The organism is Aquidulcibacter paucihalophilus (assembly GCF_002105465.1).
GTDB lineage: Bacteria > Pseudomonadota > Alphaproteobacteria > Caulobacterales > Aquidulcibacteraceae > Aquidulcibacter > Aquidulcibacter paucihalophilus.
Genome location: NZ_NCSQ01000168.1, coordinates 67,195 through 80,372 on the forward strand (window position 1 = coordinate 67,195; position 13,178 = coordinate 80,372).

15 protein-coding genes are annotated in these 13,178 nt (G+C 56.4%); 9 read left to right on the forward strand and 6 right to left on the reverse strand.

Annotation, left to right across the window (positions count from 1 at the left end):
• Nucleotide 1: 1 nt before the first annotated feature.
• Nucleotides 2–847, reverse strand: a complete 846-nt coding sequence (gene lgt / locus B7364_RS14670) for a prolipoprotein diacylglyceryl transferase (protein WP_408606347.1) — start codon at nt 845–847, stop codon at nt 2–4.
• A gap of 236 nt (nt 848–1,083) precedes the next feature.
• Between lgt and B7364_RS14675 the strand changes: the two genes are divergently transcribed.
• From B7364_RS14675 to B7364_RS14690, 4 genes are all read left to right on the forward strand, one after another.
• A complete protein-coding gene (locus B7364_RS14675) occupies nt 1,084–1,386 on the forward strand; it encodes an accessory factor UbiK family protein (protein WP_085340788.1) in 303 nt (100 codons plus the stop codon).
• 104 nt (nt 1,387–1,490) lie between these two features.
• Nucleotides 1,491–2,000 carry a type III secretion system chaperone family protein gene (locus tag B7364_RS14680; protein WP_085340789.1) on the forward strand — a complete coding sequence of 170 codons (510 nt, stop codon included), beginning with the start codon at nt 1,491–1,493 and terminating at the stop codon, nt 1,998–2,000.
• A gap of 5 nt (nt 2,001–2,005) precedes the next feature.
• A complete protein-coding gene (gene proC / locus B7364_RS14685) occupies nt 2,006–2,812 on the forward strand; it encodes a pyrroline-5-carboxylate reductase (protein ID WP_085340790.1) in 807 nt (268 codons plus the stop codon).
• A 32-nt stretch (nt 2,813–2,844) separates the two neighbouring features.
• Nucleotides 2,845–3,513 (forward strand): hypothetical protein, encoded by a 669-nt coding sequence (locus B7364_RS14690; RefSeq protein WP_085340791.1) that lies wholly within the window; start codon nt 2,845–2,847, stop codon nt 3,511–3,513.
• On the opposite strand, the gene B7364_RS14695 is transcribed toward B7364_RS14690, so the two are convergent.
• From B7364_RS14695 to B7364_RS14705, 3 genes are read right to left on the reverse strand one after another with little or no spacing between them, the layout of a single operon-like run.
• Nucleotides 3,470–4,780, reverse strand: a complete 1,311-nt coding sequence (locus tag B7364_RS14695) for an ATP-binding protein (protein WP_085340792.1) — start codon at nt 4,778–4,780, stop codon at nt 3,470–3,472. The genes B7364_RS14690 and B7364_RS14695 overlap by 44 nt on opposite strands.
• Nucleotides 4,781–4,807: 27 nt before the next feature.
• Nucleotides 4,808–5,503, reverse strand: coding sequence for a response regulator (locus B7364_RS14700; RefSeq protein WP_085340793.1), 696 nt, complete (start codon nt 5,501–5,503; stop codon nt 4,808–4,810).
• Nucleotides 5,503–6,042: a MarR family winged helix-turn-helix transcriptional regulator gene (locus B7364_RS14705; RefSeq protein WP_085340794.1), complete on the reverse strand. Its 540-nt coding sequence runs from the start codon at nt 6,040–6,042 to the stop codon at nt 5,503–5,505. The genes B7364_RS14700 and B7364_RS14705 overlap by 1 nt, the downstream gene beginning before the upstream one ends.
• Nucleotides 6,043–6,138: 96 nt before the next feature.
• Here B7364_RS14705 and B7364_RS14710 point away from each other — a divergent pair, with 96 nt between their 5' ends.
• Both B7364_RS14710 and B7364_RS14715 read left to right on the forward strand, forming a co-directional pair.
• On the forward strand, nt 6,139–7,014 hold the full coding sequence (locus B7364_RS14710) for a branched-chain amino acid aminotransferase (RefSeq protein WP_085340795.1): 876 nt from the start codon (nt 6,139–6,141) through the stop codon (nt 7,012–7,014).
• An 8-nt stretch (nt 7,015–7,022) separates the two neighbouring features.
• Complete coding sequence (locus tag B7364_RS14715) at nt 7,023–8,249, forward strand: serine hydrolase domain-containing protein (protein ID WP_085340796.1); 1,227 nt, start codon at nt 7,023–7,025, stop codon at nt 8,247–8,249.
• Here the strand turns inward: B7364_RS14715 and B7364_RS14720 are convergent.
• Both B7364_RS14720 and B7364_RS14725 read right to left on the reverse strand, forming a co-directional pair.
• Nucleotides 8,239–8,694: an NUDIX domain-containing protein gene (locus B7364_RS14720; RefSeq protein WP_085340797.1), complete on the reverse strand. Its 456-nt coding sequence runs from the start codon at nt 8,692–8,694 to the stop codon at nt 8,239–8,241. The genes B7364_RS14715 and B7364_RS14720 overlap by 11 nt on opposite strands.
• 193 nt (nt 8,695–8,887) lie before the next feature.
• The gene (locus B7364_RS14725; RefSeq protein ID WP_198534271.1) at nt 8,888–10,789 is read right to left on the reverse strand and encodes a hybrid sensor histidine kinase/response regulator; all 1,902 of its coding nucleotides are present in this window, start codon (nt 10,787–10,789) and stop codon (nt 8,888–8,890) included.
• A 171-nt stretch (nt 10,790–10,960) separates the two neighbouring features.
• Between B7364_RS14725 and B7364_RS14730 the strand changes: the two genes are divergently transcribed.
• From B7364_RS14730 to B7364_RS14740, 3 genes are read left to right on the forward strand one after another with little or no spacing between them, the layout of a single operon-like run.
• Nucleotides 10,961–11,734 (forward strand): SDR family oxidoreductase, encoded by a 774-nt coding sequence (locus tag B7364_RS14730; protein ID WP_198534272.1) that lies wholly within the window; start codon nt 10,961–10,963, stop codon nt 11,732–11,734.
• Nucleotides 11,731–12,216 carry a dihydroneopterin aldolase gene (folB, locus tag B7364_RS14735; protein ID WP_085340800.1) on the forward strand — a complete coding sequence of 162 codons (486 nt, stop codon included), beginning with the start codon at nt 11,731–11,733 and terminating at the stop codon, nt 12,214–12,216. Before B7364_RS14730 ends, folB begins: the two co-directional genes overlap by 4 nt.
• 4 nt (nt 12,217–12,220) lie before the next feature.
• Nucleotides 12,221–13,114 (forward strand): NAD(P)H-hydrate dehydratase, encoded by an 894-nt coding sequence (locus B7364_RS14740; RefSeq protein ID WP_085340801.1) that lies wholly within the window; start codon nt 12,221–12,223, stop codon nt 13,112–13,114.
• The last annotated feature ends 64 nt before the right edge of the window (nt 13,115–13,178 follow it).

A 13,178-nucleotide genomic window follows, 5' to 3' on the forward strand; every position in this document is an offset into this window, starting at 1 on the left:
CTTAGCCTGTCGGTTCGGACTTGGCATTACCGGCCCGGAGGCTGGCCCAAATGAAGAGGGCAAGGCCACAGGCGACCATGGGGAAAGAATAAAATTCGCCATGGGTGAAGCCAAGGATTAATGCCGCATCGGGCTCTCGGAATTGCTCGCCAATCAGGCGCGCTACCCCATAGCCTCCGACGAATAGCCCCGCAGCTTGGCCGGGACGCTTCAAAATACCAAAGCGCGCAACCGCCACTTGCAACAGGATAAACAGCACAAGGCCTTCCAGCGCGGCTTGATAAAGCTGGCTGGGATGACGCGTCAGGCCTTCAGGATCGGTGCGGAAGATAAAGCCCCATGGCGCGTCTGTGACACGTCCATAAAGTTCTTGATTGATGAAATTCGCCATACGGCCGAAAAACAAGCCAATGGGAGAGACAATGGCAACGGCATCGCCCAAGGAAAGAATGGACTTCTTGCGTCCCAGTGCCGTGCCGATGACGGCCAAACAGACTCCCAAGAAGCCGCCATGGAAACTCATCCCGCCTTCCCAGACGCGCAAAACTGACATTGGGTCGGCAAGCATCTCAGGGCGATAGAAAAGCACATAGCCAAGGCGGCCACCAAACAGCACGCCCAAGGTGGCGTAAAAGAGGAAGTCGTCAATATCCTCTTCATCCAGCGGCGACTTCGGCCCCCATAGCGCTGGCTTCTTCACCAGTCCTACCATGAGCCGCCAACCAAGGATCAGGCCCGCAACATAGGCAAGCGCATACCATCGCAGACCAAATGGGCCAAGGGCGAAGCCAAACAGGTCAAAGCCTGGCAGTTGAAACACGAAGGGAGAGATGTCGGGAAAGGGAATGGCCATATCGATCATGCGGGGTCTTTAGCAAAAGAAATGGGGCAGATGCAAAGCCTCTCTCAATTGCAGCCGCGCACAAAAACAGCGGCAAGCTAAAAGGCCTTGGAAAATGCTAAGACAAACTTCACCGTGACGACAAAGGCGATCTTAAACACCTTCTGCTAGACACACAGGTCTCGCGCAAGTGATGTAACTTTGTCATAGCGCAACGGGAATAGACCCGCTAGAAGGTCCTTATGCAAACACGAAATCCTTTCCTCGACGAATTTTCAAAACTGGCAACCAGTGCTGCGGGTGTTGCCCAAGGTGTGGGTGAAGAGGCCCGGGCCTTTTGGCGCTCGCAAATGGAGCGCATGATTGTTGACATGGATCTGGTACGTCGCGACGAATTTGACGCGGTGAAAGATCTGGCCGCAGTTGCACGCGCCGAGGCGGACAGCTTGAAGGCGCGCCTTGATGCCTTAGAGGCATCGATCGGAAAGCCTGCGAAAGCAGCACCTAAAGCGGCTTCAACAAAAAAATCGGCCAAAAGCAGCTAAAAGCTTTGGCGTACCGCTTGCAGCGCGCGCCATTCCCGCCAACCATGCCCATTAGCGGTGCGCGATTCGCGCGCCGCGTGTAAGCGAACCACCGTGGAGGTTATATGGACCGCCAATTTACGCTTCGTGACGAAGATTTTTTCGAAGATGCAGATGCGCTTGATACGGTTGAAGCCGTTTTGGCAGCCGATTCTAAAGCCTATGAGCGATTAGACGAAGAAATCCACTTCGCTGCTTCCATGACCTATTGTGACCTGCATGGGATTTTCATGGCCCGGGAAGACGCGCCCTCACTGGCGCTCAGCTTGATTTTTGATCTTAAAGCCCCCCGCATGCGTCGGGGAGATATTGCTTCCTTGCTGGCCTTGCTCAATGAAGCACTTTGGTTGGGTCATTTTGAGCTTTCTTCAGACGATAATGCGTTGTCGTGGCGGGCGGTGGTGCCTCTGATTGGCCGCGATACGCCTGAGCCAGCCGAAGTGGCGGCCATTCTGGCTGCCGGTGTTGAGGCTTGTGAGCGCTTTTATCCCGCCTTCAACTTCTTGCTCTGGGCCGGCAAAACACCGGAAGAGGCCGCCCAAGCAGCTTTGTTTGAGACTGCCGGAGAGGCGTGAGTTTCATGAAAAAGCGAATTGCGCTTGTCGGCGGTGGCCGGATGGGCGGAGCCATGTTGCGTGGATGGGCCCGAATGGCCGATGCGTTCGACTTGGTCGTATTTGAACCATTCCCTTCCGCAGAAGTGTCGGAAATCATTGCGGCGCAGGCTTGGGTGTTGAATCCCGAAAGCCTCGAAGGGGCGGTCTTTGAATGCGTTGTTTTGGGGATAAAGCCGCAATTATTTGCCCCGGTTGGCGACCAGACCATCAAGCATTTGGTGTCGGACCAAACCTTAGTTCTTTCCATCATGGCCGGTATGGGTACGGCGAAGATCGCTGAAGTTTTGGGCGCCACCCATGTGGTTCGCGCCATGCCCAATACGCCGGGCCAAATCGGCAAAGGCGTAACCGCCTATTGGAATAGCCCAACAGTCCCGCCGGACTTAGAGGCCTTGGCCGTTTCCTTGTTGCGCCCCTTGGGTCATGTCGAAAAGCTGCAAAGCGAAAAGCAGATGGATGCGGTTACGGCGGTTTCTGGCTCTGGCCCTGCTTATGTCTTCCTCTTGGCTGAGGCCATGGCAGCAGCCGGTGAGGCTGAGGGTTTGGAGCGCGGTCTGGCAGAGCGCTTGGCGTGGCAGACCGTGATTGGCTCGGCCGCCTTAATGGAAGAAACAGGCCAGAATCCACAAGACTTACGCCGTGCCGTGACGAGTCCGGAGGGTACAACCGCGGCTGCGACCGATGCTTTGACGGCAGGTGGCGGGATCATCACCTTGGTGCGTCGGGCAGTTGAGGCCGCGATCCATCGTTCGCGCCAATTAGGTAAGTAGCCGAAGCGGGCTTTGCGCCCTATGTTGCGCCCATGACCCAAGCAAACCCGTCTGCGCACACCCCCCTTTTGCACGCCTTAAGCGAGGCCGCGCTTTCTTTAAGTGCGGAGAAGTCTTGGGCTGAGATCAGCTTGGTCCGCCTATGCCAAGCGGCTGGGCAGAGCTTGGCTACCTGTGCCGATGCAGGGATCACGCGTCATTCGGTGGCGGACTATCTCGACCAAATGCTGGACCGGGCCATGTTAGAGGCGGTGGCAGACTTAGAAGCCGATGCACCCAGCCGCGACCAAGTGTTTGATATTGTGATGGCGCGATTTGATGCCATGCAAGACCAACGGGCTGCTTGGGCTTCGATCCTTCAAGCAGACACAGAAGAGCCCGCCGCAGCCCTTGCCCGGGCTGCCCGCCGCGTACGCACCGCTGCTTGGGCCTTAGAAGCAGTGGGTGTTTCTACCACCAGCCTTAAGTCGATGGCCCGCGTCATGGGCCTTGCCCGACGCTTGCGCAAAATTGAATCGCTGTGGCTGATAGATGATGCCGATCTGTCGAAAACGATGGCCGGCTTAGACCAAACTTTGCGCGAAAGTGAGGCATGGTTGGCACGTGGCGAGAAAGTCGCCGACTTTTTAAAGGCAGCCGCGTCCCGCCGTAAGCGCTCTACAACGGCAGACGCACACTCACCCGAAGACCGCCCAGCGTAGAGCGTGACAGCACGAGGTTGCCCCCGTGCGAGCGGGCAGCATCATAGGCCAGCGCCAAACCTAAACCCACACCTTTCCGGTTCTGGTTGCGCGCAGGATCAAGCCGAGAAAAGGGTTTGAGCGCCTCTTCATAGTTTTCAGGGGCGATACCGGGGCCATCATCATCCACATAGAGATAGATTGCATCCTCACTTTGGGAGGAACTTAGCATAACCGTCTCGCCAAAGGACAAGGCATTTTCAACAAGGTTGGACAGACAGCGCTTGAGCGCGATCGGCCGCCCAGAAGTGGGTAGGCTTTCGGCGAGGCCAGAGCCGTCAATCTCACGTCCGGCACGCGCGGCATCTTGAATGATTGCCCGCGCAATGTCTGCCAAATCGACCGCTTCGGGTTCTTCCGACCATTGGCCTTTGGCAAAGGCGAGATATTCCTCTAGCATGCGCTCCATCTCTAGGATGTCTTTGCGCGCTTCATCAATATCGCTGGAGGGCGGCATCATGGCCAATTGAAGCTTCAGGCGGGTCAAAGGCGTACGCAAATCATGGCTGACCCCAGCCAGCAAATTGGTGCGTTGCTCAATATGGCGCTGAATCCGACCGCGCATTTGCAGGAAGGCCAAGGTGGCGCGGCGCACTTCAGCAGAACCTGCAGGCTTTAAGCTGACATTTTCCCCACGTCCAAATCGGTCAGCGGCATCGGCTAAGCGCTCCATCGGTCGCACTTGGTTGCGGATGAACAAGACTGAGACGGTCGCAAGCAGAATGGTCGCCCCAGCCAGCCACAGGATAAAGATACCGCCTGTGGAGGCAAAGACCCGGTCGCGATAGGCCAGAAAGCGAAGCACGCCTCCGGGGACTTCCACCCGGATGTCGACATAGTCGGGATAGCGCGTGGTATCGAACCAGAATTTCTGCCGCAAAGACCCTGACAAAGCACGCCGCAAGGTCCGGTCAAAGGCAGGGATGACGGCCAAACGCTCCCGTTCTGGCAGTTTGGCTTGTTTTTGCAGGGCAACCGATAGACGCAAGTCGGCGCGCGCATAACGGGTGATGGCGGCGAGATTTTCAGGCGTTGGATTGTCAGCATAAAGTTGGGTGACCAAGGCAACATCGCCTGCTGCCCCCTCACTCAAGCGGCGGCTGACTTGCTCCCAATGCAGGTCAAAAAACAAGTAAGTCACGACCATTTGCATAATCGCGACGGGCAAAACGATGATGAGTAGCGAGCGCGCAAAAAGCCCGCGCGGGATCAGCGCCTTTAAGTCCATCGCACAACGCCCCGCCGCAGATTAAGCTTACGCATCATGCATCAACCGATAGCCGAGCCCGCGCACGGTTTGCAGATAATGGGGCTCGGCAGGATCATCCTCTAGCTTTCGGCGCAAACGCGTAACTTGCACATCGATGGACCGCTCAACCGTTACCCCTGCTTTGCGCGCCAATTCTTCACGGGTGATGGTGGCACCGGGGCGCGCCGCCAAAGCTGCCAGCAAATCCTTTTCTGCGTCGGTCAAGCGCACCAAAATCCCATCGCGTCGTAGCTCCGCTTTGGTGGTGTTCCAGGTGGCAGAGCCGAGCAACAGCACATCAGCCGCAGGGGCGGGGCGGGCGCGTTTGAGGATGGCCGCCACGCGCAAGGCGAGTTCTTCGGGCTCAAACGGCTTGCCAAGGTAATCATCTGCCCCAGCCGTCAACCCCTCAATCCGATGGCTTGGATCCCCTAGGGCGGTCAAAAGTATGATGGGTGTATCCCGCTCTCCCCGCACAGACCGGGTAAGCGTCACACCGTCTTCACCTGGCATCATGACGTCCAAAATCACCAGATCAAACATCAAAGCGTCCATCAGCTTACGGGCACTTGCTGCGTCAGAGGCTTCGGTGACGGAATAGCCAAGGCCACTGAGATAACGCTTTAAGAGATTGCGGATGCGATCATCATCATCGACGACGAGGAGGTGGGCAGGGTGGTCGGCTGGAGCGCGCGGGGCCATTAGGGGGCTCTTTTGGGTTGAGAGGGGGAGGGTGCACCGACGGCGACAACGGGCGTTTCGGTGAGGGTTGAGAGGACTTTGTCACAGCCAGCAACCGCTTCGCTGCCGGCAAGGCGGTAAGCAGCGGCCAGTCGCGTGCGCATGGCCAAGGCTAATTCGGTGGCAATGTTGGTCCCTTGGGCGGTGAGTTGAACGATTCTACGCCGTCCATCGTGGGGATCTTCGGTACGCTGCAACCAGGCCCGACCTTCAAGCCCATCCAACGTCTTCAGCATGGTTTGCTTGCCCAACCCAATCTCTGCTGCAAGTTTCAGGACGGGCAGGGGATGGCTCAACAGCTCACATAAACACCGCGCTTCAACCCAAGTAATCTGGTGACGTTGGCGCTGTTCGTCGGTGGCAATCTTTAACAAATCCGCAGATTTGAAGATCAAGGCAACGCCAAGGTCGAGCTCATCCTCACGCAAATAGAGCCGTGGCCCACCGGCGGCAGGGCTGCTTGATCTGGCAAAAGCATTCGGTAAGGTGTTGACAGTCATGGCTGGTCCAAGAGATTGCGTCTCATCGCATTTGGGTTCAAGCCCACCGACTGTGAAGCTTTTGAAACTCTATACACTGAACTAGGCGCAAGACACATGACTTTCATTCCCTATGACGATCGCGACGGCTGGATCTGGATGGATGGCGAATTCAAGCCATGGCGCGAGGCGAAAGTACATGTGCTGACCCACGGCCTGCATTATGGTTCATCCATTTTCGAGGGCGAGCGCGCCTATGACGGCCAAATCTTTGAAAGCTTGCGCCATACGGAGCGTCTGTTCCGCTCAGCCGAGATTCTGGGCATGAAGCCAGCCTTCACGGTAGCCGATATCGAAGCTGCTAAAGCCGAAGCCATGGCCCGCAACGGCTTTGAAAATTGCTACATCCGCCCCGTAATGTGGCGGGGCAGCGAGATGATGGGCGTATCGGCCCAACAAAGCACGATCCGCGCCGCCGTGGCTGTGTGGGAATGGGGCAATTATTTTGCCGACAAAATGAGTGGGATTCGCGTCACCCACGCGAAGTGGCGCAGGCCTGATCCCAAGACCGCACCCTGTGAAGCCAAGGCAGCGGGGCTTTATATGATTTGTACCGACTCAAAACATGCCGCTGAAGCCGAAGGCTATGCCGATGCCCTAATGCTCGACTGGCGCGGCCATGTCGCCGAAGCGACCGGGGCGAATATTTTCTTTATTCAGGATGGGGCCATCCATACCCCCGTGGCCGATTGCTTTTTGAATGGCATTACGCGCCAGACGGTCATCCGTCTTGCCCGCGACAAGGGCTATGAAGTGGTTGAGCGGACCATTATGCCAGAAGAGCTTGGCAATTTTTCTGAATGCTTCATCACGGGCACCGCCGCTGAAGTCACCCCTGTCAAGGAAATCGCGGGCATTTATTACCAGCCAGGCCGCGTGTGTGAGGATATGGTCACCACTTATGACGCTCTGGTCCGTGGCAAACTCTCATAGGAGATGACATGAAAAAAGGTTTCTTGGGCCCAATTCTTGGGATCGTCGCACTCGCATTGGTTGGCGCTGGCGCGTTTGCTTATAGTGGCTTGGACAAAGAAACCAAAGGCGTTCTGGCGCAATTGCCGACCAATCGGGACGTGCTCTTCTGGTCCATTCCTCAGCGCGATGCCGCCTTCAGGGCCATGGACCGGCTTGAGTTTCTGGCCAAGAGCAATGTTGTTGAAGCGGGGCCAAAAGCGTCCGAATTGCCGGTTGGCACGCCTTTAATCATCCCCAATATTGACGCCTATATGCAGTCCCAACGCGCATCGGGCATTGTCATCATTCAAGATGGCAAAGTTCGGTTTGAGAACTATGGCTTGGGCTTTGATGCGTCTGGCCGCTGGACCAGCTTTTCAGTCGCCAAATCCTATACCTCCACCTTGGTGGGGGCTGCGATCCAGGACGGCTATATCAAAAGCCTATCGGACAAGGTGTCAACCTATATCCCGGGCCTCAAAGGCTCTGCCTATGATGATGTGACGGTGGAGCAATTGCTCACCATGTCTTCTGGGGTGAAGTGGAATGAGGATTATGAGGATCCAAATTCCGATGTCGCAAAATTCAATAATGCTAAGCCCGATGCGGGCTTAGACGCGACAACCAGCTATATGCGCAAACTTCCCCGCGCCCATGCCCCAGGCACGGTTTGGAATTACAATACGGGCGAGACCAATCTGGTTGGGATTTTGGTGAGCTCTGCGACCAAAAAGCCGCTGGCAACCTATTTGTCTGAGAAAATCTGGAAGCCCTTTGGCATGGAGCAAAAGGCGACTTGGATCTTAAACAATACAGGCCAAGAAATTGCTGGATGCTGTCTGCAAATGGCCACACGAGACTATGCGCGCATGGGTCTTTTTGTGCTTGCTGGCGGCAAGATTGGCGATACCCAAGTTGTTCCCGTCGATTGGTTTGCTAAAGCGGCGACCAAGAAAATGGATTATGGCGAACCCGGCCGCGGCTATGGTTATCAATGGTGGACCTATGACGATGGCAGCGTCTCGGCACAGGGCATTTTTGGGCAAGGTATTTTCATCGACCCCAAGCGCAAGTTGGTGATTGCTTCCAACGCCAATTGGACCCGGGCAACCGATGGACCTGAAGGGGCTGCGCGCGAAGTCTTTTATAAACAAGTCCAAGACTTGATTGATGCGGAAGCCGCCGCAAAACCCCCCTCTGTACCTACCAAATAGGGAGGATAGGCCCGCCCGCTGCCTCTGACAGGCGGCGGTGGGTGCTGGCTGTCGTGCCTGCAGGCAAATCCTTTATCGGAAAGAAACCGTGTTCGGCGATTTCATGGGCGCGGTTTGTTGGCTCAACAAGCCAAGCACTTGGTCGATACAAAAGCACATGATCGCCTTTGAAATAGGCAAAATTGGTGTGGATCGAAACAAGGCGCAGGTCCTCTGGCTGGATGAGGAGGCCTGCCTCTTCCCTAGCTTCTTTGATCGCCGCATCCAGTGCATGCTCGCCCCGTTCTACGCCGCCGCCGGGTAGATGCCAGCCTGGCAAATAGGTGTGGCGCACCAGGCAAACACGGTCTTGGTCGTCAATGGCGAGGATTCGTACGCCAAGAGTTGCTCCCCGGGCCAGGCGGAACCACGTATGCATCACGATTTTGCGCAAAAACTTTAACATGCAGACTTGTATAGGGTGACTTGGCGAGTGGTGCCAATGCCGCTAGATAGACGCGTAACGATATGAGGAGTTTTCACCATGTATGCCCTTCTTGCACTTGGATTGGCCGTTGGCGCCATGGCTTTGTTAAATCTGATCGAGTTTAAGCGCCTCGACTAACTGAGCGCGCCCTAATCGGGCCGTTTCGGCTGCCTTAGGCCCGTGACGCGGAGGCGTCTTCGGCGTGGGCTGCAGCAAGGGAGGCTAAGGCCTCACTTAATTCTGGGATCGAGATTGGCTTATTCAAAAAGCCAGTCATGCCCGCTGCCATGGCGGCTTCACGTGTTTCTGCCCGTGCATCTGCGGTCAGGGCTATGATGGGCATGGCGGGGAAATCGGTCACCGGCATATCTGCTTCTAAAGCCCGGATGTGTCGGGTTGTTTGATAGCCATCCATATTGGGCATATGCAGATCCATCAAAATGGCATCAAAGCGGGCTTTCTGGATCGTCTCCAAACACATAACGCCATCGGCAACAATCACGCAGGAATGGCCCAATTGCTCGAGGATGACCGCGATTATTTTCTGATTGATCAGATTATCTTCCACCACCAACACACATAGCGAGCGGTTGTTGCTGGGTATGGAGATGGGCTCATCCAGATTGCTCGCGACCCGTTCTAGCGGCAGGTAAAATTGCAGGGCACCATTGCGCGTGCCCCGCGTGGCTATGGTGACATCGCCGCCCATCGCCCGGGCCAGTTTTCGAGCCAGTGGCAAATCAACCCCATTGCTTTGCGTGATCGGATTGTCTGGGGTTTGGATGCTGGAAAAGGGCTCAAACAAACTGCGCGCTTCAAGGTTGGAGTAAGGCGCGCCAACATCGTGCAAGACCACCAAAGCCCCATGGCCATTTTCGCCGGCACTCAGTCGCAAGGTCATCGCGCCAGGCCCACTGCGCTCAATCGCATGGCGCAACATCGCCTGAAGCGTACGCAGGAATAGCTTCTCGTCGCCTAAGAAATTGGCTTGGGCTGCCGGATCAATATCAACGTCAAGGTCGATCTGGCGGGCATGGGTTCGTGCCCGCATGGTTTCACAGGCGGTCAAACAGGTTTTTGCAAGCGGGAAGGCGCTCGTCCGGACCTCCAAATTGCCAGATTCTAGACCCGACAGATCAAGCGCAGAATCCACCAAGGACAGAAGTTGCTCACCTGCGAGCTCAGAGGCCTCAACCAAGTCTGCCAATTCGGGTCGAATGGCTTGTTCCTTTAATAAGCGCGGCAAGGCCATCAGGGCATGAATTGGGGTGCGGAACTCATGGCTAAGGCCCGATACAAAGCGGTTCTTGGCTTCAAGGCCTGCGAGGGCTGTTTTGCGCGCCTCGATCAATTCGCGCTCTTTGATTTTTTGTTCGCTGATGTCGATTAGGGTGCCAGCAAAGCGCTGCACCAAGCCGTCGCCGTCATGTAGGCTTGTGCCACTGGCCGAGACCCAGCGCACATCGCCAGTTGGGCGCATGATGCGGAACTGGGCGCTATAGGGTATCCGCTCACTAAAAGCCTTTGCACAGGCCGCACGCACGAGCGGGCGATCCTCCGGATAAATCAGGTCCTCAAACACGGACAGATACGGGCGTGAGTCGGTGTCGCTTAGACCTAATATCTCAAGGCAGGATGGCGAGAAAAAATGTGTATCGGCGACGCGATCATGGTCCCATACACCGATTTTGGCATGCCGCAACGCCAGGGCATAACGCTCGATCATGGTGCGGGCAGCCGCTAAATCCCCCTCAGATTGAAGCGGCGCGTTGAGCGTGATTTGCACCGCTTGCTGACCGCGAAAATCGATCAAACGCTCACTCACGTCGGCAAAAAACAAATCACCTTTTGTCGTCGAGAAATAGGCAAAGCGGCGCTCTGGATCGCTTTTGGGCCGGACAAAGGCTCCTAACAAGCGGCTAACATCGCGATAATCGGTGAATTCGCGCGCCGAAGCGAAGCCAAAAATGTCTGCTGCTGCCTTGTTTGCATAAAGAATTTCATCATGGCAGCGAACAAAAATGCCCGTGTTTAGGTTGCTTAAGATGTCATCAAGGGTTCGCAAGTAATCCATATCCAGCAACCACAATAGTAAAAACATTTAAGATAAGAATTTTCGTTGTATAATCTTTAGGTGCTTACCCTACGATAATAAAGTCAATCTTGCAGCTTTGCAGTCCTGCGTCAAACACCCACAGTTAAGTGGGGCTGGTCGTTCGTGCTTGGGTGATCTAGTTTAGACAGCATGACAATGAATTCTTTCCACAAATCTGTTTTGGTCACCGGGGCGGGTCAACGACTGGGGTTGGCAATTGCCGAACGGCTGGCGGGCGCTGGCCATACCGTCATACTCCATGCCAGTAATTCGATCGGCCAAGCCGAAGCTGTCGCGGCGCGTCTGCGGGCAGAAGGCGCACAGGCCTTTGCGCTACAGGCCAATCTTTTGGTTGAAGCCGAAGTTGCCGATCTGATCAGCCGAGCCAGTACAGTAGCAGGCAGGCCGATCACCGGGCTCATCAATAATGCCTCAATCTTTGAAGGCGATGAAGCGTCAGACTTTACGCGTGAAAGCTGGGATCGTCATTTTGATATGCATGTGCGGGTGCCGTGTGAATTGGCCCGTAATTTGGCAGCCGCCTTGCCTGACGGGCAAAGCGCGTCCATCGTCAATTTGATTGATCAACGCATCTTTAAGCTTACACCGCAGTTTTTCACCTACACATTATCAAAGGCGGCTTTAGCCACGGCCACCCATACTTTGGCCCAGGCTTTGGCACCGCGCGTGCGGGTCAATGGCGTGGCACCCGGGCCCACCGCGCGCAATAGTCGTCAGTCGGAAGAAGATTTTCAAAAACAGGTCGATGCCACGCTTCTGGGCACAGGCAGCCCCATGGCCAGTGTGGTAGATGCGGTTTGCTTTCTCTTGAATGCTGAGGCTATTACGGGCCAAATCATGGCCGTCGATGGCGGTCAAAGCCTGATTTGGCGCACACCTGATGTCGATGGGATCAACGAATGAAATCTTCTGGCCCTTCTGAACTGGGCGTGGTGATGCGGCCCGGCGGCATGATCCGCCGTCCAGCCAAGCCCCCTGTCAAGCCGTTTTCCAGCCAAGCCAAACCGGATGATGCCGCACCGACGCGCGCGGTCTCGACCAAGATTTTCGTCAAGGGCCTGATGGTGGAGGCTGAGTGCGGCGTCTATGCGCATGAAAAGGGGCGACGGCGGCCCCTAGTGGTCGACTTAGAAGTGCAAGTTGGCACGTCGGTCCGGGCGGGCAGCGATGAGTTGGCCGAAACCGTCGATTATGACAGTCTGGTTGCCCATGTCCGCACCGTTGCAGCCGGTCAGCACTTGCATCTGATTGAAACCTTTGCCGAAAAAGTCTGCGAAGCGGTCCTCACCGATGAGCGGATTTTAAGTGTGCGGTTGCGGGTCGAAAAGCCCGGTGCGGTGCCCGGGGCTGCGTGCTCGGGCGTTGAGCTTGAGCGGACACGCTAAGTCCATGTCTGGCCAGCCTCCCCAAGAAACGGTGGCAACTATGGCGGACGTGATTATTTCGATCGAACTGGCCCGCGCGATTCCGTGGCCAGACGCACGCTCCCACAAGCATAGCCGCGGCAGGCTTGCCGTCATTTGTGGCGGCAGGCTGCAAACTGGGGCAGCGCGCCTTGCCGCGGCGGCCGGCCATCGTAGTGGAGCCGGGTGGGTCAGTCTCATGGCCTCAAGCGACGCCGCAACCATTCTGGCATGCCATGAGACAGAGCGCTTGATTGTTGAGCGCGCTGCGCTCCAAAGCTTGTCGAGCCTGTGTGCGGGCTTTGATGCGGCGATCCTGGGTCCCGCATTCGGGCTAACAGCCACCCAAGCCGACGATGTTTTGGACATGGTGCAGGGCTTTCCAGGGCCCTTGGTGCTGGATGCCGATGCCTTGACGTTGTTAGCACAAGGGGGGCGCCATGGCCCGCTCTGGCAAGCCCTACTAGCCCGCAGGGTACCAACCATCCTGACACCCCATAGCGGCGAATTCACCCGCCTTGCGGGAACCTTTGATCCGGAGAAGAAAGCCGCGGCGACTTTGGCATTTTCTATGGAAGTTGGTGCCATCGTGGTGCACAAAGGGGCAGAAACCTGGGTTGCCGGCCCCGATGGACGCTTAGCCTCGTCCAACTTGGCTACCCCCTTCTGTGCGAGCGCTGGAACGGGCGATGTGCTCGCGGGCCTTATCGCGGGCCTCGTGGCCCAATCCATGCCCGCCTTTGAAGCCGCCTGTGCGGCCGTCTGGATTCATGCAAGCGCCGCCGATCGGGTCGGCCCTGGCCTTATCGCCACCGATTTGATCGCCGCTTTGCCCGCCGTACTGAACGACCTTGCGCCAGAGGCGCTGCGCGCGCGGTGAGGCGGTCCTGGAACCAGTAAAGTTGTCATCAAGTCAGTTGTGGAATTGAGATTTGTATTGGTTT

Bases quoted from the DNA above. Each gene is read 5' to 3' on its own strand.
- B7364_RS14675 (WP_085340788.1), top strand. From the start codon at position 1,084: ATGCAAACACGAAATCCTTTCCTCGACGAATTTTCAAAACTGGCAACC.
- B7364_RS14680 (WP_085340789.1), top strand. From the start codon at position 1,491: ATGGACCGCCAATTTACGCTTCGTGACGAAGATTTTTTCGAAGATGCA.
- proC (WP_085340790.1), top strand. From the start codon at position 2,006: ATGAAAAAGCGAATTGCGCTTGTCGGCGGTGGCCGGATGGGCGGAGCC.
- B7364_RS14690 (WP_085340791.1), top strand. From the start codon at position 2,845: ATGACCCAAGCAAACCCGTCTGCGCACACCCCCCTTTTGCACGCCTTA.
- B7364_RS14695 (WP_085340792.1), bottom strand. From the start codon at position 4,780: ATGGACTTAAAGGCGCTGATCCCGCGCGGGCTTTTTGCGCGCTCGCTA.
- B7364_RS14700 (WP_085340793.1), bottom strand. From the start codon at position 5,503: ATGGCCCCGCGCGCTCCAGCCGACCACCCTGCCCACCTCCTCGTCGTC.
- B7364_RS14705 (WP_085340794.1), bottom strand. From the start codon at position 6,042: ATGACTGTCAACACCTTACCGAATGCTTTTGCCAGATCAAGCAGCCCT.
- B7364_RS14710 (WP_085340795.1), top strand. From the start codon at position 6,139: ATGACTTTCATTCCCTATGACGATCGCGACGGCTGGATCTGGATGGAT.
- B7364_RS14715 (WP_085340796.1), top strand. From the start codon at position 7,023: ATGAAAAAAGGTTTCTTGGGCCCAATTCTTGGGATCGTCGCACTCGCA.
- B7364_RS14720 (WP_085340797.1), bottom strand. From the start codon at position 8,694: ATGTTAAAGTTTTTGCGCAAAATCGTGATGCATACGTGGTTCCGCCTG.
- B7364_RS14725 (WP_198534271.1), bottom strand. From the start codon at position 10,789: ATGGATTACTTGCGAACCCTTGATGACATCTTAAGCAACCTAAACACG.
- B7364_RS14730 (WP_198534272.1), top strand. From the start codon at position 10,961: ATGACAATGAATTCTTTCCACAAATCTGTTTTGGTCACCGGGGCGGGT.
- folB (WP_085340800.1), top strand. From the start codon at position 11,731: ATGAAATCTTCTGGCCCTTCTGAACTGGGCGTGGTGATGCGGCCCGGC.
- B7364_RS14740 (WP_085340801.1), top strand. From the start codon at position 12,221: ATGTCTGGCCAGCCTCCCCAAGAAACGGTGGCAACTATGGCGGACGTG.